Here is an 18,151-nt window from a genome sequence, read left to right on the forward strand (position 1 = left end):
CCTGTCCAGACGCTTTCAATTACGCTCCGCCTTCTGCGCCTCGATGATGCTGCGCACGGTGGCGACGAGGTCGGCTTCGGGCACGGAGACCTGCGCCGGGCGGCTTGCGCGCCATTCGGCGTTGTCGGCGATCTCCTTGGAAAGCTCCTCGCCCAGCGCCATGTCCTTGATCTGCACTTCGCCTTTCGCGCGCTCGTCGCCGCCCTGGATGACGACACAAGGGGCGCCGCGCCGGTCGGCGTATTTCATCTGCGCCTTCATGCCTGAGCCGCCGAGATACATCTCGGCGCGGATGCCGGCATGGCGAAGCTCCGACACCATCTTCTGGTAGCGGCCGAGGCTTTCCGTGTCGCGGTCCATGGCGAGCACGACGACTGGGCCGGCCTCATTGGCGCTCGAAAGCTTGCCGAGGTTCTTCAGCGCCGTCATCAGGCGCGAGACGCCGATGGAAAAACCCGTCGCCGGCACCGGCTCGCCGCGGAAGCGCGACACCAGCCCGTCATAGCGCCCGCCGCCGCCGACCGAGCCGAAGCGCACGACCACGCCGTCCTCGTTGGGGATTTCAGCGAGCAGTTCGGCCTCGTAGACGGGGCCGGTGTAATATTCCAGGCCGCGGACGACGGAGGGGTCGATGCGGATGCGTTTGCGATCATAGCCGGCTGCTTCGACCATCTCTGCTATAGAGCGGAGTTCTTCGATGCCGCTCCTAGAGGTTTGATTGGAGCCAAAGTGCCCCAGCAAGCCGTCAATGATCCCCTTGTTCGATTCTACAAATCGCCCAGCTTCTTCGCCGTTATCTGATTTAAATTCAAGAACTTCGCCCCTTTCTCTCGCCGCTTCGTCCGAAAGATTAGTGACATCTTCTAGTTCCGTCACAGCGCCTGATTGAAGGAGTGTGAATATAATAACTTTCTCTATCTGCCGCTCATCCAACCCCGCGCCCTTGGTGAAATCCCCCTCGCCTTCCTTGCCGCCGTCCCAGCGACCGGGGCCGAGCAACAAGCGCACCCCTTCCGGCCCGAACTTGTCCAGCTTGTCTATGGCGCGCAGTACCGTCAGCCGTCGTCCCGCATTCTCCTCGCCACCTAGGCCGATCGCTTCCAGCACGCCGTCGAGCACCTTGCGGTTGTTGACGCGGATGACGTAGTCGCCGCGCGCGATCCCCAGCGCCTCCATCACGTCGGCCATCATCATGGCCATCTCGGCATCTGCCGCCACGCCCGGCGTGCCGACCGTATCGGCATCGAACTGCATGAACTGGCGGAAGCGGCCCGGCCCGGGCTTCTCGTTACGGAACACCCAGCCGGCGCGGTAGCTGCGGTACGGCTTCGGCAGGCGCTCGTAATGTTCGGCGACGTAGCGGGCGAGCGGCGCGGTCAGGTCGTAGCGCAGGCTCAGCCATTGCTCGTCGTCGTCCTGAAAGGAAAAAACACCCTCGTTGGGGCGGTCCTGATCGGGCAGGAATTTGCCGAGCGCGTCGGTATATTCGACCAGCGGCGTCTCCACCGGCTCGAAGCCGTAAAGCTCGTAGACGGCGCGGATCTTCGCCACCATCTCGTCCACCGCGCGGATGTCCTCCGGCGTGCGGTCGGCGAAACCGCGCGGCAGCCGCGCCTTCATCTTTTCCTGCTTGTCGGGCATTTCGTTCTTCTGTCAGGCAGATCGGGGATTTTCGTGAGCGCGTGGTAGCCGAATGGGCGACAGGCGGCAAGGGTTTGGGAGTTTCCCTTCACTCTGGGTTTGTTTCGCTCACGCGAGGTTTCCTTTCGCTCGCGCCCGTACCGTCGCTTGCGCAGCGAGGCTCCGCAGGGGCACGATACTCGGTCGGGCGTTTGGGGTGCTTGCCCGATGCTCATTGCCTTTGCGAACGTTCTTCTCGTCCTGCGCCCTTGCGCACCCCCCTCTGTCCTGCCGGACATCTCCCCCTCAAGGGGGGGAGATTGAACCGGCCGCGCCGCCTGCACCTCTTCTGCAGCTTTGAAGGTTGCAGACGCGGTAGCGACAGCCGATCTCCCCCTTGAGGGGGAGATGTCCGGCAGGACAGAGGGGGGTGCGAAAGGGCAGGAGACGATCCATCTTTACGTTGCAGACATGCTTCATCCTCACCACGCCCCGTTTCCGGTCTGGCCATTATCAAGGAACTGGGAAGCGGGCGCGAGGCCATGCCTCTCAATGTTATTGACTGGCACGGCGACATACCGCGCCCGCCGGCTCTCTTTTCGAGTGCCGTCTTCCTATTGAGAAGGACGGCAGCCGCCTCCCTCTGAGCCCGGGTCACGTTAACCCACCGCCGGAGGCACCGGTCCCTTCCCACCAAACCACCGTCATGATCGGTGTTCCCGATGGAAGGAACTGACGGGGATTATGGAGGAAGCTCGGAAGGCGTGGAGAAGCAGCGAGAAAGAAAATACGAATGGTGAGCGGAAAGAGCAGGTTACGGAAATAACCCGGCGATCCTATCCACGGTTTCGACGCCCTCTATCCTTGTCATTCACCGGGCAAGCGAGGCGGAGCGCGACCCGAGAATGACGAAGCGGCGAGGATCGCTCCGCTTCGCTCGCCCTAGAATGACAAAGCCGGGAAGAGGATTGCGGGCGTCATCCCGGCCGCGCGAATGCTCCCCTCTCCGCCTCGACCTCCGCACGGCAGAAGCAGCCTTCGATGTGGTCGTTGACCATGCCCATGGCCTGCATGTGGGCGTACATGGTGGTGGGGCCGACGAAGGTGAAGCCGCGCTTGCGCAGATCCTTTGAGAGCGCGGTCGAGGCGGGTGTGGTCGGGTTGGCCTTCAGGGTGGCCAGATCGACCAGCGCCGGACGCTCATGCGCCGCCGGTTCGAAGCTCCAGAAATAGGCGGCGAGCGACCCCTTCTCTTCGATCAGGTCGATGGTGCGGCGGGCGTTGTTGACGGCGGACGTGATCTTGCCGCGATGGCGGATGATGCCGGCGTCGCCCAGCATGCGCTCGATGTCGGCCTCGCCGAAGGAAGCCACCTTCTCGATATCGAAGCCGGCGAAGGCGCGGCGGAAATTCTCCCGCTTCCTCAGGATGGTGATCCAGGAGAGGCCGGACTGGAACCCCTCCAGACACATCTTCTCGAAGAGCCGCGTATCGTCGTCGACCGGCCTTCCCCATTCATGGTCGTGGTAGGCGAGATAGAGTTCGTCCGCGCCCGGCCAGAAGCAGCGCGTGCGGCCGTCGGTCCCCTCTATCAGTCCCGGCCTTTCTTCATCCATTTTCTCACTCCGGTCATGAAATGATTCAGGACATGCGCCCTAACGCATTGATCCCGCATATTTACTTGGTCTTTACCAGATTCGGGAACCCGCCGGTAACCACAGCGAAAGCTTTCAAGAAAATCCCGCATCTTATCGATTGCGATTCACCTTTTGCTTGCAGCCGAAGCGCACATTCAACGACGAAAACCCGGGGGCGGGGCGCGCGTCAAGCCGCTTTCGTTCCCGTACCGAACGTACTGGTCCGAATGGTGTCGTCATGAAAAGCATGTATCCGATCCTCGGCGCGGCCGTCGCGCTGGCGCTTCTTTCCGGCCCTTCCGCAGCCGGCCAGCGTTACGCCGAACCGCCGCCGCTGGTGGTGAGCCCCGACCTGTCGGCGCCCTGGGTGCTGCAGCTTCGGCGAGTGCCGAGGGGTGTCCGGGTCCAGCCGGCGCCGGTGAAACGTTACCGGGTGGAGCGCTACGAGCCCGGCGATCCACTGCCCTCGCGCACAGCCTATGCCCGCATGCCGGCACCCGATCTTCAGGAGAGGCACGACAGGCAAAACACTCCCAATCTTCAAAACGCTTACGTCGTGCCGCAGGGGCCGAATCGGGCACCCAAGGTCGTGCCGATGTACACCGAAAAGGAGATGAAGCAGCCCTTCGACCCGAAGTTTTTGCCGCGCGAAGTCGCGTACGACGGGCCGCAGAAGCCGGGCACGATCGTCATCGATACCAAGACGAAATTCCTCTACCTCGTGCAGGCAGACGGAAAGGCCCGCCGCTACGGTGTCGGCGTCGGCAAGGAAGGCTTCGGCTGGACAGGCACCGAAGCAATCACGAAGAAGGCGGAATGGCCCGGCTGGACGCCACCGTCCGAGATGATCGAGCGCGAGAAAGCGAAGGGGCGCGTGCTACCAGTCCATATGGAAGGCGGGCTGAACAACCCGCTCGGCGCGCGCGCGCTCTACCTCGGCGGCACGCTCTATCGCATCCACGGCACCAACGCACCGTGGACAATCGGCCACAATGTCTCGTCCGGATGCATCCGGATGCGCAATCAGGACGTGGTTGACCTTTACGAACGCGTCAAAGTCGGCACAAAGGTGGTGGTACTTTAGGAATCGCGGGGGAAGGAGCGGAGCCCGAGGGGTATAGGGCTTCGTTCCGACGCGAGCCGGGGCAGCGCGGAGGGGAAACCGCGCTGCCCTTTCGCTTTCAGGCAGACATTCAATCGCGGGCGCGCAATGCGCCTTGCCCTCGCCGCTTCATCGTCCGGGCGTGCCGGTTGCGCAGAAGCAGCGGCTCGTCGGCGTTTTCCCGGCGTATGCCGACCGCCAGCCGGTAGCCTGTAAAAGCCAAAAGGGCGAGGAACAGCATCTTCATCGTCATCTCCCAATCCGTTCTCCTTAACTGGCTTCGAGCGGACTTCGTTCCATCGGAGGGGGACGGGCGGCACGGTGTCGCGTACGGTGCAGCCTACTTCGCAATCCTGTTGCCTTTTCACACGAAAAAAGGTCAGTGTCCGCGCCACATCCTGGGAGAACGAATGTGACTATCAAGCCATCTGGCAAGCCACTTGGCGCTCCGCCCGGCGACGACCGCTATCTCAAGGGGGCGCCGGTCGCGGCGCGCATTCTCGCGGAAGTGCGCGCCGAAGCGGAGGCGGCAAGCGCGCAGGGCTGGATGCCGAGGCTCGTCTCGATCAGCGTCGGCGACACGGACGCCGTGCAGGTCTACGTGCGCAACCAGCGGCGCAAGGCCGAGCAGGCCACGATCGAGTTCGAGGAAAGACATTTTCCCGACAGCGTGACCGCCGGCGAACTGGAAGCGGCAATCCGCGGCATGAATGTCGACCCGCGCGTGACCGGCATCATCATCCAGCGCCCGGTACCCGACCATATCCCGATCCGTATGCTGCAAGGCGCCGTGCATCCGCTGAAGGATGTGGAGGGCATGCATCCCGCCTCGATCGGCAACATCGTCTACAACCAGCTCGACCTCGCGCCGTGCACGGCGGCGGCGTCGGTGGAACTGCTCAAGGAAACCGGCCTCGAACTGAAGGGGCTGGAAGTCGTGGTCGTCGGTCATTCGGAGATCGTCGGCAAGCCGATCGCCTTCCTCCTGATGAGCGAAGGGGCGACGGTGACGGTCTGCCATCACATGACGCGGTCGGTGGCGGCGCATGCCAGGCGCGCCGACGCGCTGTTCGTCGCCGTCGGCAAGCCGCGCCTCATCAAGTCGGACATGGTGAAGCCGGGCGCCGCGGTGATCGACATCGGCATCAACGCCGAGACCGCGCCTGACGGGACGAGCCGGCTTGTCGGCGACGTCGATACCGAAAATGTGCGCGAGGTGGCGGCGTGGATCACGCCGGTGCCGGGCGGCGTCGGTCCGGTGACGGTGGCGATCCTTCTGCGCAACACGATGGTGGCGCTCAGGCGCCAGCGCGAATTCTACGAGGCGACCTACGGCGCCGGCACCGAGGCCGAGCGGCTGGCTTCCTGAGCGGACGGCGCCGGAAGTCGGATATCCTTGAGCGCGGCCGGCTTCGGGCCGCCCCAGGCCCAGTCGAGCAGTTCGACGGTGTGGACGATTGGCAGCGCCGTGCCGCTTCCAATCTGCGTCATGCAGCCGATATTGCCTGTGGCGATGAGCGCCGCCTCCGTCGCCTCGATGTTCCTGACCTTGCGGTCGCGCAGGCGACCAGCGATATCCGGCTGCAATATGTTGTAGGTGCCGGCCGAGCCGCAGCACAGATGCCCCTCGCGCGGCTCCTTCACCACGAAGCCGGCCTTCTTCAGAAGATCCTTCGGCTGGCGCGTGATCTTCTGGCCGTGCTGCATGGAGCAGGCGGAATGATAGGCTACCGCAAGGCCGGACGCGGTCGCCGGCGCCGGTAGGTCGAGCGTGGCCAGATATTCGGTGATGTCCTTCGCCAGCGCCGACACGCGCGCGGCCTTCTCCGCATAGGCGGGATCGAGGCGCAGCATGAAGCCGTAATCCTTGATCGTGGTGCCGCAGCCGGACGCGGTGATGAGGATCGCATCCAGCCCGCCATTGTCGATCGCCTGCATCCACGCGTCGATGTTGTTGCGGGCGAAATCGAGCGCGTCGGCCTCGCGGCCCATATGGTGGACCAGCGCGCCGCAGCACCCCTCTCCAGGCGCGGCGACGATCTCGACGCCGAGGCGTGCGAGCAGCCTCGCTGACGCTTCGTTGATGCCGGGGTCGAGCACGGATTGCGCACAGCCTGCGAGGATCGCGACGCGACCGCGCGATGTGCCTTCCGGCCGGACGGCGGGGGGTGCCTTCTTTTCCGGCAAATGCGCCGGCGCGAGCGAGAGCATCGCCGCAAGCGGCTTCAGCGCCGGAATGCGCCGCAAGAGTGGCGCGAAGGGACGGCCGAGCCTCGCCAGACCAAGCGTGGCGCGGAAACGTTCCGGATAAGGCAGCACCGCCGCCAGCATGGCGCGGATGGCGCGGTCGAGGAGCGGCCGGCGATACGTTTTCTCGATATGGGCACGGGCGTGGTCGACCAGATGCATGTAGTGCACGCCGGACGGGCAGGTCGTCATGCAGGCGAGGCAGGAGAGACAACGGTCGATATGGGTGACCGTCTCGGCGTCGGCGTCACGGCCGGCCTCCAGCATGTCCTTGATGAGATAGATGCGGCCGCGTGGGCTATCGAGTTCATTGCCGAGTGTCACATAGGTCGGGCAGGTCGCCGTGCAGAAGCCGCAATGGACGCACGCGCGGAGGATCTTCTCCGACTCCGCGACATGCGGGTCGGCGAGTTGGGCGAGCGTGAAGGAGGTCTGCACGGCGGGACTTTCTCAGATAACCCAACTCTCGGGCTTACGGATCGGCTCGTTGCGGTTGAGCGCCTGCATGCCGAGCACGACGCGGACGATGAACCATACCGCCACCGCGATGAATAGAATGAAACCGATCAAAAGGATCGTGAGCACCACGGCGATCAGCGAATAGAGCAGGCCGATCCAGAAGGTGCGGATCGCCCAGGTATAGTGCGTCTCGACCCAGGCTTCCGATTTGCCGCGATTGATGTAAGCCATAACCACGCCGATAAGCGGCGTGACGCCGATGACGAAGCCGGCCAGATAGAGAATATAGATCGCCATCATGTTGGACGGGCCGGACTCCAGCCAGCGGTCGGTCTGGCGCGGCGGCGGTGCGGTGTTCATATCGCTCATGTCGGTCTCCCCCGTTCATCGACATCGGCAGGCTATCAGATCGGCCGGACGGAAGACATCCGCCCCGGATTGAGAATACCCTTCGGATCGAACTCGGCCTTCAGGCGTGCAGAAAGTGCGGCGAGCGCCGGCGGCTGAGGTTCAAATACGTCGAGCGAAGCGCGCTCCGGCTCGCCGGCGCGGATGAGGGTGGCGTGCCCGCCGCCGAAGCGGCGGATCATGGCGCGCAGCGCGGCGGCTTCCGGGTCGGCCGCCATCTCCAGCCAGATCAGGCCGCCCTGCCAGTCGTAGAAGGCGTTAACACCGGCCTCACGGCGCAACGCGTCGATCATGCGGTGGCCTTGCGACGGCGCCATCGACACGCGCCAGACCGGCTTTTTTCCGCCGGCGAAAGGCGCGCAGTCACGGATTTCGCGCCACAGTGCGCGCGACTGCTCCGCGCCAATCTCCTGCATTTCGCCTGCGGCTTTCAGCAGGTCCTTCAGATGGCCGATGCGCCAGGCGACGGAGGGAGCCACACCTTCCATGCGCAGCACGGTCGCCGCTGCGCCGGAAAGCGCACCGCTGGCGACCTTGCCGGAGACCAGCACCGGCAGATGCGCCGCGCCGGAGATTTCGGCGCTGGAGCCCATGGCGTGCGCCATGACGTTCGCCGCCTGATCGTCGGTGAGGTTGCGCAGGACGAGCGTCGTTTCGGTTTCGGCTGCCGGCAGCACCTTGAAGGTAAGGTCGGTGACGACGGCGAGCGTGCCCCACGAGCCGGCCATCGCCTTGGAAAGGTCGTAGCCGGTGACATTCTTGACGACGCGGCCGCCTGATTTGAAGGCCTCGCCGCGCCCGGAGACGGCATGGATGCCGAGGATGTGGTCGCGCGCCGCGCCGGCCTTGATGCGGCGCGGGCCGGATGTATTCGAGGCGAGCACGCCGCCGATGGTTCCCCTGCCCCGTTCGGCTCCGAAAAGCGGGCCGAAATCCATCGGCTCAAAGGCAAGCTGTTGGCGGTTGTCGGCCAACAGCTTCTCGATCTCGGCAAGCGGCGTCCCGGCCTTCGCCGATAAGACCAGTTCTTCTGGTTCATAAAGCGTGACGCCTGAAAGGGCGGAAAGGTCGAGCGTATGCGCCGCCTGCACCGGCCGGCCGATACCGCGCTTGGAGCCATGGCCGAGGATCTCCAGAGGCTCCTCCTCCGACAGCGCCCATTGGACGGCGGCGAGGGCTTCTGCGGAGGTAGAAGGAGTGAAGGTGGTCATCTTGGCAGAACCTGGGTTCCTCGCCCCCGCGAAGCGGGGGAGAGGTGCCGAGCAAAGCGAGGCGGAGAGGGGGAAGCCACCTTAAGCACCTTGCGATGTCTTTGTCCTGGCGAAGACAAACCTCAGATCTGGCGCAAGTATATCCTCGCTTAACCGTCCTTCGAGCGCAGCCAGAATGGTTTCGCAAATTCTGTCGTATTGCCTGAAAACGTCGGCGCTCCAAAACCGAAGGACCGACATGCCTTGCAATCGCATGAATTCGTCGCGCTGCCGGTCGTAGCTGCTTTCCGCGTGCTGGCTGCCGTCCAATTCGATGACTAGGGCGCTCTGTCGGCAAACGAAATCGGCAAAGTATGGTCCAATAGGAACTTGCCGGGCAAATTTGTATCCGCCAAGTTTTTTTGCCTTCAGCCCATTCCACAAAAGGGCCTCGGCCATGTTGTCGCCTTGCCGGAGTCGACGCGCACGTGCGATTCGCTCCGGTGAGCGTCGGCTCGGCAGATCGGCCGTCCCCCTCTCCGTCTCGGGCTTCGCCCGAGCCACCTCTCCCCCGCTGCGCCGGGGCGAGGAACCTCTTTTCTGCAACATCATCAAAACCTCGGAATGTCCGGGAACGGCATCTGCCCGCGATGGATGTGCATGCGGCCGAGTTCTGCGCAGCGGCGCAATTGCGGGAACACCTTGCCGGGATTGAGGAGATGGCCGGGGTCGAAGGCGCATTTGACGCGCATCTGCTGATCGAGATCGGTCTGGTTGAACATCTCGCCCATCAGGTCGCGCTTCTCGACGCCGACGCCGTGTTCGCCGGTCAGGACGCCGCCGACCTTGACGCAGAGCTTCAATATATCCGCGCCGAAGGCTTCGGCCTTGTCGAGCTCGCCGGGGATATTGGCGTCGTAAAGGATGAGCGGGTGGAGATTGCCGTCGCCGGCGTGGAAGACATTGGCGACGCGCAGCCCGTACTGCTCTGAAAGCTGACGCATGCCGTGGAGCACGCGCGGCAGTTCCTTCCTCGGGATGGTGCCGTCCATGCAGTAATAATCCGGCGAGATGCGGCCAACCGCCGGGAATGCCGCCTTGCGACCGAGCCAGAAGGCCAGCCGCTCCTCCTCCGATTGCGAGATGCGACAGGTGACGGAGCCGTTCTTGAGCGCGATCTCCTCGACACTCCCGATCAGGTGATCCAATTCCGCGCCGCAGCCGTCGAGTTCGACGATCAAAAGCGCCTCGACATCGAGAGGATAGCCGGCATGGACGAAATCCTCGGCCGCGCGGATCGCCGGGCGATCCATCATCTCCATGCCGCCCGGGATGATGCCGGCAGCTATGATGTCGGCGACGCATTGCCCCGCCTCCTCGCTCGACGGGAAGCCGACGAGGAGCGCGCGCGCCATGTCCGGCCGCTTCAGGATGCGCACGGTGACTTCGGTGACGACGCCAAGCAGGCCTTCCGAACCGGTCATGATGCCGAGCAGATCGTAGCCTTCGGCATCCAGATGCCTGCCGCCGAGGCGCACGACCTCGCCGTTCATCAGCACCATTTCGATCCCGAGCACATTATTGGCGGTCAGCCCGTATTTCAGGCAATGCACACCGCCGGAATTCTCCGCCACATTGCCACCGATCGAACAGGCGATCTGCGAGGAAGGGTCCGGCGCGTAATAGAAGCCGTCCTGTTCGACCGCGACCGAGATGCCGAGATTAGTGACGCCGGGCTGCGCCACCACCACGCGGTTCGGATAATCGATGTCGAGGATGCGGTTGAAGCGGCTCATTACGAGCAGGACGGCGTCCTCCAGCGGCAGCGCACCGCCCGAAAGCGATGTGCCGGAGCCGCGCGGCACCACCTTGATGTTGCGGTCGGAGCAGTATTTGAGAATGCGGGCAACCTGCGCGGTATTCTCCGGCAGGACGACGACCATGGGAAGCTGACGATAGGCGGTGAGCCCGTCCGACTCGAAGACGCGCATTTCGCGTTCGGCTTCCACCACGCCCTCGCCGGGCACTATGGTCCGCATATCGGCGACGATCTCGGCACGCCTTGCCAGCGTCGCCTTGTCCGAAGGTGGCATCGTCAGACCGGACATCGTGCCTTTACCCGCCTGTTAGGATCATGGCTGTTTAGCCACGTTCTGTTACACTGGCAAACAGCCACGGAAAATATACGACAAATCGTTTGACCCGTTCTTGCCGACGCTTCTATTTTCCGGGCGGCAGAACGGCAGCAAGAGCATATACGACAATGTACAATCCGGTTTCCAGAAAGCGCAGTCCCAGGAAGCGCGGTCCCAGAAAGTGCGGGCAATGAACGACCAGACGCCCTTCCGGCCGCGCGTCGGCCTGTTCGTGACCTGCCTTGTCGATCTCTTCCGGCCGACGATCGGATTTGCCGCCGTCAAGCTGATCGAGGAGGCCGGCTGCACTGTCGACGTGCCTTCGGCACAGACCTGCTGCGGCCAGCCGGCCTACAATTCGGGCGACCGCGCCGACACCAAGGCGATCGCAAAGAACACAATCAAGGCCTTCGAGGAATATGATTACGTCGTAGCGCCCTCCGGCTCCTGCGCAGGCATGCTGAAAAAGCACTATCCGGCGCTGTTCAAGGGCGACACGAAGTGGGAACAACGCGCCGCCGACTTCGCCGGCAAGGTGCATGAACTGGTCAGTTTCCTGGTCGACGTGCGCGGCATGCAGTCGGTCGAAGCGCGCTTCGACGGCGCGGTGACGTACCATGATTCCTGTTCGGGCCTGCGCGAGCTAGGTGTCCGGGCGCAGCCACGCGCCCTGCTTTCCACCGTCGAGGGTCTCAGGCTCAAGGAACTGAAGGAGGCCGATGTCTGCTGCGGCTTCGGCGGGACGTTCTGCGTGAAATATCCCGATATCTCCAACGGTATCGTCGAGAAGAAGACGGAGCGCATCGAGGAGTCCGGGGCCGGCACGCTGCTTGCCGGCGATCTCGGCTGCCTGATGAACATGGCCGGCAAGCTGAAGCGCGAGGGCTCGGCGGTGGAAACGCGGCACGTCGCGGAAGTGCTGGCCGGCATGACCGATGGCCCGCCGATCGGCGGGAGGGGGTGAGGATTATGTACAATCTTGAGGGACGGCGCCCCTTCACACCCCCCTCTGTCCTGCCGGACATCTCCCCCTCAAGGGGGGAGATCAAGCCTGCCGCACTCGTCGCTCTTCCTTCTGCGACCTCGATCATTGGCGATAGCCGTGACGACAGCCGATCTCCCCCCTTGAGGGGGAGATGTCCGGCAGGACAGAGGGGGGTGCTGATACGCGCTGGAAGGATGGCATTACGCATTGCTGAGCCGCGGAGGGAGTGCCCATGCAGATAACCTCCCCTCGCTTCAAGCAGAACGCGCGCGCCGCACTTGCCGATCCGCAATTGCAGAAGGCGATGAGCAATGTGCGCTCCGGCTTCATCGACAAGCGGCAGGCGGCGGTTGACGCACTGCCGGAGTTCGATGCGCTGCGCGACAATGCCCGCGCCATCAAGGACCATGCGCTCGCCAATCTCGACCTCTACCTCGAAGCCTACGAGGCGAAGGTTCGGGCGGCAGGCGGCTTCGTGCACTGGGCGGAGACAGCGGAAGACGCGCGCAACATCATCCTCGACATCTGCCGCGCGGCGGGCGCCCGCACCGTGACCAAGGGCAAGTCGATGATCACGGAGGAGATCGGGCTGAACGAGTTCTTCGAGAAGAACAGCGTCAAGCCGGTCGAGACCGATCTCGGCGAGTACATCATCCAGCTGCGCGGCGAGCATCCGAGCCACATCATTGCGCCGGCGGTGCACCTCAACAAGGAGCAGGTGGAGGAGGATTTCCGCCGGGTGCACGACCACCTGCCGGCTTCGCGCGACCTGTCGGAGCCGGAGGCGCTGCTCGGCGAGGCAAGGCGGGTGCTGCGGGCGGCCTATTTCGACGCGGATGTCGGCATCACCGGGGCGAATTTCCTCGTCGCCGAGACAGGCTCCTCGATCATCGTCACCAACGAGGGAAACGGCGACCTGACGCAGATCCTGCCCAAGGTGCATATCGTTCTGGCGTCGCTGGAAAAGATCGTGCCGACGCTGGAGGACGCGGCGCAGATCCTGCGCGTGCTGGCGCGCTCGGCGACCGGGCAGGACATGAGCGTCTACACGACCGTCTCGACGGGGCCTCGGCGGGCTGGCGATCCTGACGGACCGGAGGAATACCATGTGGTGCTCCTCGACAACGGCCGCTCCTCGATGCTCGGCACGGAGTTCCAGGACATGCTGCGCTGCATACGCTGCGGCGCCTGCATGAACCATTGCCCGGTCTATCACGAGATCGGCGGCCACGCCTATGGCTGGGTCTATCCGGGGCCGATGGGCGCGGTGCTGACGCCGGCGCTGATCGGCGTCGACAAGGCAGGCCATTTGCCGAACGCCTCGACCTTCTGCGGGCGCTGTGAGAGCGTGTGTCCGATGCGTATCCCGCTGCCGAAGATGATGCGGCACTGGCGCGAGCGCGAGTTCGAGCGCGGGCTGAACCCGGCGACGGTGCGTGGCGGGCTGAAATTCTGGGCTTTCTTCGCCAAGCGGCCGTGGCTCTACCGGCTAGCCACGTCGATGGCGATCCCTGCCCTTTCGCTCTTCGGCGGGCGGAAGGGCCGCTTCCGCTCGCTGCCGCTTGCCGGTGGCTGGACGAAACATCGCGACCTGCCGGCGCCGGAAAGCCGCACCTTCATGCAGCAATGGCGCGGCCGCGAGGTGCAAAAGCAGGGAGCCGTGCGATGAGCGGTCGCGAGGCGATCCTCGCCAAGGTCAGGAAGTCGCTCGGCGGCGGGCAGAACGACGCGGCGCGGCTGGCTGCGGTGGAAGCGCGGCTCGACAAGGCGCCGAAGGGGGTCATCCCCGAACGCGGCCAACTCGACGACAAGGCGCGCCGGCGGCTGTTCGTCGCGATGGCCGAGAGGGTCTCGGCAAGCGTTCGGCAAGTGAAGTCCCATGACGACGTGCCGAAGGCGGTGGCCGAATATCTGCGCTCACGCAATCTGCCGGCGGCAATCCGGGTGGGCGCCGACGAGCGGCTGGCGCAGATGCCATGGGCCAAACAGAAGGCGCTCAACGTGAAGCACGGCGCCTCTGACGGCGACGACGAGGCCGGTGTCAGCCATGCCTTCGGCGCCATCGCGGAAAGCGGCACGCTGGCGCTGACCTCCGGCGGCGACAACCCGACCACGATCAACTTCCTGCCCGAGCACCACATCGTCGTCGTGGACGCCAATGATGTGGCCGGCGACATGGAGACAGTGCTGGCGAAGCTGCGCCGGCAATACGGCAAGGGCGAGATGCCGCGCACGCTGAACTTCATTACCGGCCCGTCGCGCTCCGGCGATATCGAGCAGAAGCTGCTTCTCGGTGCGCATGGCCCGCGGGCGCTGCACATCATCATGGTGGGCGGGTAGACCGGGCGGCTGTCGGTGGCCGGCATCCACTTTCTCGACGCATGCGGTCCGGACGGGATGCGGCTCTACGCCATCGGCGACGTCCATGGAAGGCTCGACCTGCTCGAAGCCATGCATGAGCGCATCCGCGCCGATATCGCGGCGCGCATGCCGGCAGACTGGCGCATCATCCATCTCGGTGATTACACGGACCGCGGTCCTTCCTCGAAGGGCGTGCTCGATTTCCTGATCGCAGCCGGGACGCGCGACCGCCGCATCATCTCCCTGATGGGCAACCATGACTGGGGAGTGCTGGAATTCCTCGCCGAGCCGAACCCCTACGGCCTGTTCGCCACCAATGGCGGGGAAGAGACGGCACGCTCCTACGGGGTGGAGCTACGGTTTTCACCTGTCCCGGCACTCATGGAAGGCCATACGAAGTTGCGCGCCGCGGTACCGGAAGAGCATGCCGCCTTCCTCCGCTCGTTACCGCGTTCCGCCACCTTCGGCGATTTCTTCTTCTGCCATGCCGGCATCCGGCCGGGCACATCGCTGGAACGGCAGGACCCGCACGACCTGATCTGGATCAGGCACGAATTCCTCGACCATCCGGCGCTTTATGAAAAAGTGGTGGTCCACGGCCACACGCCCTCGGACGAGCCCGAGATTATGGCGAACCGGATCAATGTCGACACGGGCGCGTTCTATTCAGGCGTGCTCACCTGCGCCATCATGGACGGGCAGGACAAGATGCTGATGGACGTGCGCGGTGCGCCGGATTCGCGGTATTAACGGACCGCCGCGACGACGCCGTAGCCGTCGACCACGGCGTGCTTGGTGGATGCGTCGGCACTGTAGATGCCGGCCCCCCATACAAGAATTGCGGACAGCATTACGAAGGACAGAAGCGCTGCTTTCACGGGGGTCATCTCGGTTTGTGTCCTGTCACTTCGCACGATCAAAGTTACCAAAATCTTGCCGACAAACGCCGCAAAGAGGACAAAGTTGCCTCAATTCCGATTTTTTCCGTTCAATGGAAGCGGCCGTTGCCGGATGGCCACATAAGGCCGGCAGGGCTCGCCGAAAAGAGGCCCGACGCACTCTTCGACGACAAATTTTCGGACGTGTTAAAAAGGCAACGGGAAGCAGTGTTCCCGTGGGATCACGGCAGTCAAGGCGCGGACCGAGGCAAGGCCGACGCATCGACAACCGAGCCGTGGCGGAGCCGTATCCGAACACCAATATTTTCGGTCGAGCGTGGTATCCGCTACTTAACGGACTTGGCCGACACGCCGATACATCCTCATTCGAGTCAGGAAGGACGATGCCGTGAGTCGCGATGGCAGCATACGTTTCGCCTCGGAAGACAAGCTGGATGCCCAGGAGTTCCGTCGTGTCCTGATCGACTCAGGCTTGGCAACTATTCGCCCGGTCGAGGATCCGGAACGGCTTGCCCGCATGTTGGGAAATGCGAACCTTATTGTCACCGCTCGACGGGAGGACGGCGAACTCATCGGCGTCGCCCGCTGCATCACCGACCATTGCTGGTGCTGCTATCTCTCCGATCTTGCGGTTTCGTCAACTGCAAAGGGCCTGGGTATCGGTCGAGGGCTGGTCGCCGAAGTGCGCCAGCGGCTTGGGCCGGAAGTGGCTATCTTCCTGGCGTCGGTGCCCGACGCGGCCGGCTTTTATGAACGAATCGGGATGGCGCGCATGGAAGACACGTTCTGGCTCGAGCGGGAACGGTAGCCCTCATGCCCCTTCAGAACCGTGTCGATCCTTTCGGTGATATCCACGCCGTCGGGGCCCGCGGGCTCTTTACGGGCAATCGCGGCGTGATCCACGACCCGGCGACGAAGACGCTTCTTTCGCGGCGCTGGGCGACGAAGGCCTGGATCATCTGCGAATGCGAGTTCCGCGGCCGCCGGCGCGAGGTGATGGGCCGCAACGCGCCATCGGGTAACGCCGGCTGGACCGAACTCTTCTTCCTCGACGAGGTGACGGCGCTGGCGGCCGGACACCGGCCCTGCTTCTACTGCCGGCGCAGCCGCGCCAAGGAATTCGCCGAATGCTACGCCGATGCCTTCGGGATCGCCGGGCCGAGGGCAACGGAAATCGATGCGCGGCTGCATGGAGAGCGGCTTGCTTCCGGGGGATCGCTACAGGCGGTGGGTAAGGCGGAAATCGCGCGCCTGCCCGACGGCGCCATGATGGCTGTCGGCCACCGCGCCTTCACCCTGCACCGCGGGAAGCTGTGGGAATGGGATTTCGAAGGCTGGCGCCACGAATCAGTTGACCCGGCCGAGCTCGGCCCCGACGCAAAGCTGCTTACGCCGCCGACGACACTGGCCGTGCTGCGCAGCGGATTTCGGCCAATCTGGCATCCAAGCATCGGCGATTGAAAGCCGCCTAACGGTGCTCGTCGAGGACTTTCCGCACCGCTTTCAGGGCGGGGAGCATCGCGGAGATTTCAGCGAGCGGCAATTCGCCTGAAAGCTCCGCTACTTCCGGCACCAGCCGGGCAAGCGCGGCATCCCGCGCCGCTACGCCCTCTTCCGTCAGAGAGACGAGCTTTGAGCGTCCGTCGTCGCCGGCGGCACGCACCGACACGAAGCGCTTCTTCTCCAGCCGCTTCACCGTATTGGTGATGGCACCGCGCGTGACCTGCAGGGCAGCGGCAAGCCTGGCCGGCGTCCATTCCCCGCCGAGCCTGCTCAGATGGTGCAGCATGACGAACTGCGCGAGGCTCATGCCTTCGGGAAGCTGCCGCTCTATCGCCGCTTCGTTCAACTGGGCGATAATACCGATCTCGGTGAAGAAATCGAACAGTTCCTCGATCCGAGCATCGTCCGTCATCAGGCCCGTATCCGGCTTTCATATGGCCAGCGTGGCGCCGGCTCGACCGCCGGACCATAGCCCAGCCGCACGAACATTTGCAGGGCCTGATCGGACCCGATGCCGAGTTCATGGCGCATGTCCCGATAGTGGCCGGCCATCTCGGGATATTCCTGCAGCGCCTGGCTGAGCGGCTGCATGGAAAGACTCGCCGCCGTTGCCGCAAGGCAGAAACGGAGATAATCGCGTCCAGCCGCGATCTGGCCGGCACGGCTATTGCCGTCGGTGACAAGCCAGGCAAAGGCGGCTGAGCTTTCGATCTGCGCGCGCTCGTCGTTGCGTTCGCGTTTTGAAACGGACGAACGCGAATCGAGAAGGTCGACAGGGTCGAACAGGCCGAGTTCGTATGCGCCTTCGACGACAGGCCCGGCGAGCGCGATGCCGTCCGGTCGTAAGTCGATCTCGGCCTTGCCGACACGCAGCGCGTCGACCGTTTCCCATGTCTTGCGCGGCAGTCCCATCTCGGTCGCCAGCGCGGCGATGGCAAGCGACGAAAGCGCCTTGCGGCGGGCCGGATCATTCGTCCAGTTCATCCGCACTATGCGGGCGGCGCCGGCCGCCTGGCCCAGCACTTCCGCTGTAACCGGCCGGCCATCATAAACCTGGCGGTTGGTACGCCGCCTTTGCACGTAGCCAAAGAGCGGGTCCCTGCCGATACCTTTGTCCTTGCGGAAGCGGACTTGTGCCACCGGGCGCCTGTCGAGCCGGGGATGCGGCTCGCCTTCCGGGAAAGCCGTGATCTCCGCGCGCCAGCCACGTTCGGCCGCCGTCATGGATAGGATTTCGAGGAAGGCCCCGAGACCGATCGTGATCTGCCGATCGAATGGATCGGTCTCAGGCAGCCGGCGGTCGAGTTGGCAATAGAGCGTCAGGCTGTCCGTTCCATTGAACTCGACCAGCCAAGGCTGGCGATTGTGCGGATTGGGCGCCAGAATCGCGTAGGAAAGCGCTTCGCGGCGGATATCCGTGTCGTCGATGCCGGCCACACGCCATGGCGCGCGCGCCGAAGCCGGGTCGCGGGTTCCCGCCCAGGCGCCACCGGCCGCCGCCGCCAATACGACGCCGCCGCCGAGAATATGGATGAAATTCCTTCTGGAGAGTGTCATCGCTCGTCTCCTGAACTGATTTAATACTAAACTACATAGTTTAACATT

Annotated in this window: 19 protein-coding genes; 8 read left to right on the forward strand and 11 right to left on the reverse strand. The window is 64.1% G+C overall.

The genetic code is table 11. The annotated features are described in order from the left end of the window. Positions 1 to 15 precede the first annotated feature (15 nt). Together hisS and RBH77_RS22695 are read right to left on the reverse strand one after the other, a co-directional pair. The gene (hisS, locus tag RBH77_RS22690; protein ID WP_311029838.1) at positions 16 to 1,641 is read right to left on the reverse strand and encodes a histidine--tRNA ligase; all 1,626 of its coding nucleotides are present in this window, start codon (positions 1,639 to 1,641) and stop codon (positions 16 to 18) included. A 956-nt stretch (positions 1,642 to 2,597) separates the two neighbouring features. Then, positions 2,598 to 3,236: a DNA-3-methyladenine glycosylase I gene (locus tag RBH77_RS22695; protein ID WP_311029839.1), complete on the reverse strand. Its 639-nt coding sequence runs from the start codon at positions 3,234 to 3,236 to the stop codon at positions 2,598 to 2,600. Positions 3,237 to 3,495: 259 nt separating this feature from the next. Here RBH77_RS22695 and RBH77_RS22700 point away from each other — a divergent pair, with 259 nt between their 5' ends. Next, positions 3,496 to 4,341 (forward strand): L,D-transpeptidase, encoded by an 846-nt coding sequence (locus tag RBH77_RS22700; RefSeq protein ID WP_311029840.1) that lies wholly within the window; start codon positions 3,496 to 3,498, stop codon positions 4,339 to 4,341. Between the two features lie 109 nt (positions 4,342 to 4,450). On the opposite strand, the gene RBH77_RS22705 is transcribed toward RBH77_RS22700, so the two are convergent. Further along, complete coding sequence (locus RBH77_RS22705) at positions 4,451 to 4,606, reverse strand: hypothetical protein (RefSeq protein ID WP_311029841.1); 156 nt, start codon at positions 4,604 to 4,606, stop codon at positions 4,451 to 4,453. A gap of 165 nt (positions 4,607 to 4,771) precedes the next feature. Between RBH77_RS22705 and RBH77_RS22710 the strand changes: the two genes are divergently transcribed. Next, a complete protein-coding gene (locus RBH77_RS22710) occupies positions 4,772 to 5,728 on the forward strand; it encodes a bifunctional 5,10-methylenetetrahydrofolate dehydrogenase/5,10-methenyltetrahydrofolate cyclohydrolase (RefSeq protein ID WP_311029842.1) in 957 nt (318 codons plus the stop codon). Here the strand turns inward: RBH77_RS22710 and glcF are convergent. The 5 genes from glcF to RBH77_RS22735 form a co-directional block, all read right to left on the reverse strand. Continuing rightward, positions 5,689 to 7,044 (reverse strand): glycolate oxidase subunit GlcF, encoded by a 1,356-nt coding sequence (gene glcF, locus RBH77_RS22715; protein ID WP_311029843.1) that lies wholly within the window; start codon positions 7,042 to 7,044, stop codon positions 5,689 to 5,691. The genes RBH77_RS22710 and glcF overlap by 40 nt on opposite strands. Before the next feature lie 12 nt (positions 7,045 to 7,056). Then, on the reverse strand, positions 7,057 to 7,434 hold the full coding sequence (locus RBH77_RS22720; protein WP_311029844.1) for a DUF4870 family protein: 378 nt from the start codon (positions 7,432 to 7,434) through the stop codon (positions 7,057 to 7,059). A gap of 35 nt (positions 7,435 to 7,469) precedes the next feature. Continuing rightward, positions 7,470 to 8,684: a glycolate oxidase subunit GlcE gene (gene glcE / locus RBH77_RS22725; RefSeq protein ID WP_311029845.1), complete on the reverse strand. Its 1,215-nt coding sequence runs from the start codon at positions 8,682 to 8,684 to the stop codon at positions 7,470 to 7,472. Positions 8,685 to 8,765: 81 nt separating this feature from the next. Beyond that, a complete protein-coding gene (locus RBH77_RS22730) occupies positions 8,766 to 9,122 on the reverse strand; it encodes an endonuclease domain-containing protein (RefSeq protein WP_311029846.1) in 357 nt (118 codons plus the stop codon). A gap of 152 nt (positions 9,123 to 9,274) precedes the next feature. Further along, positions 9,275 to 10,771, reverse strand: coding sequence for an FAD-linked oxidase C-terminal domain-containing protein (locus tag RBH77_RS22735; RefSeq protein ID WP_311029847.1), 1,497 nt, complete (start codon positions 10,769 to 10,771; stop codon positions 9,275 to 9,277). Positions 10,772 to 10,988: 217 nt separating this feature from the next. Between RBH77_RS22735 and RBH77_RS22740 the strand changes: the two genes are divergently transcribed. The 4 genes from RBH77_RS22740 (at position 10,989) to RBH77_RS22755 (ending at position 14,894) form a co-directional block, all read left to right on the forward strand. Next, positions 10,989 to 11,762 (forward strand): (Fe-S)-binding protein, encoded by a 774-nt coding sequence (locus RBH77_RS22740; protein WP_311029848.1) that lies wholly within the window; start codon positions 10,989 to 10,991, stop codon positions 11,760 to 11,762. Between the two features lie 253 nt (positions 11,763 to 12,015). Beyond that, positions 12,016 to 13,452 (forward strand): LutB/LldF family L-lactate oxidation iron-sulfur protein, encoded by a 1,437-nt coding sequence (locus tag RBH77_RS22745; RefSeq protein ID WP_311029850.1) that lies wholly within the window; start codon positions 12,016 to 12,018, stop codon positions 13,450 to 13,452. After that, entirely contained in the window at positions 13,449 to 14,123 is a 675-nt protein-coding gene (locus tag RBH77_RS22750) for a LutC/YkgG family protein (protein WP_311029851.1), read from the forward strand. The genes RBH77_RS22745 and RBH77_RS22750 overlap by 4 nt, the downstream gene beginning before the upstream one ends. Positions 14,124 to 14,132: 9 nt before the next feature. After that, positions 14,133 to 14,894 carry a metallophosphoesterase gene (locus tag RBH77_RS22755; RefSeq protein WP_311032656.1) on the forward strand — a complete coding sequence of 254 codons (762 nt, stop codon included), beginning with the start codon at positions 14,133 to 14,135 and terminating at the stop codon, positions 14,892 to 14,894. On the opposite strand, the gene RBH77_RS22760 is transcribed toward RBH77_RS22755, so the two are convergent. Next, positions 14,891 to 15,031, reverse strand: a complete 141-nt coding sequence (locus tag RBH77_RS22760; protein WP_311029852.1) for a hypothetical protein — start codon at positions 15,029 to 15,031, stop codon at positions 14,891 to 14,893. The genes RBH77_RS22755 and RBH77_RS22760 overlap by 4 nt on opposite strands. A gap of 400 nt (positions 15,032 to 15,431) precedes the next feature. Between RBH77_RS22760 and RBH77_RS22765 the strand changes: the two genes are divergently transcribed. Both RBH77_RS22765 and RBH77_RS22770 read left to right on the forward strand, forming a co-directional pair. After that, positions 15,432 to 15,851 carry a GNAT family N-acetyltransferase gene (locus RBH77_RS22765; protein WP_311029853.1) on the forward strand — a complete coding sequence of 140 codons (420 nt, stop codon included), beginning with the start codon at positions 15,432 to 15,434 and terminating at the stop codon, positions 15,849 to 15,851. A gap of 5 nt (positions 15,852 to 15,856) precedes the next feature. Next, positions 15,857 to 16,504, forward strand: a complete 648-nt coding sequence (locus RBH77_RS22770; RefSeq protein ID WP_311029854.1) for a hypothetical protein — start codon at positions 15,857 to 15,859, stop codon at positions 16,502 to 16,504. Positions 16,505 to 16,511: 7 nt separating this feature from the next. Here the strand turns inward: RBH77_RS22770 and RBH77_RS22775 are convergent, their stop codons facing one another. Both RBH77_RS22775 and RBH77_RS22780 read right to left on the reverse strand, forming a co-directional pair. Continuing rightward, positions 16,512 to 16,958, reverse strand: a complete 447-nt coding sequence (locus tag RBH77_RS22775) for a MarR family winged helix-turn-helix transcriptional regulator (protein ID WP_311029855.1) — start codon at positions 16,956 to 16,958, stop codon at positions 16,512 to 16,514. Next, the gene (locus RBH77_RS22780) at positions 16,958 to 18,103 is read right to left on the reverse strand and encodes an Acg family FMN-binding oxidoreductase (protein ID WP_311029856.1); all 1,146 of its coding nucleotides are present in this window, start codon (positions 18,101 to 18,103) and stop codon (positions 16,958 to 16,960) included. Before RBH77_RS22780 ends, RBH77_RS22775 begins: the two co-directional genes overlap by 1 nt. Between the last annotated feature and the right edge of the window lie 48 nt (positions 18,104 to 18,151).

The sequence above is a fragment of the Mesorhizobium koreense genome (assembly GCF_031656215.1).
Lineage (GTDB): Bacteria > Pseudomonadota > Alphaproteobacteria > Rhizobiales > Rhizobiaceae > Mesorhizobium_L > Mesorhizobium_L koreense.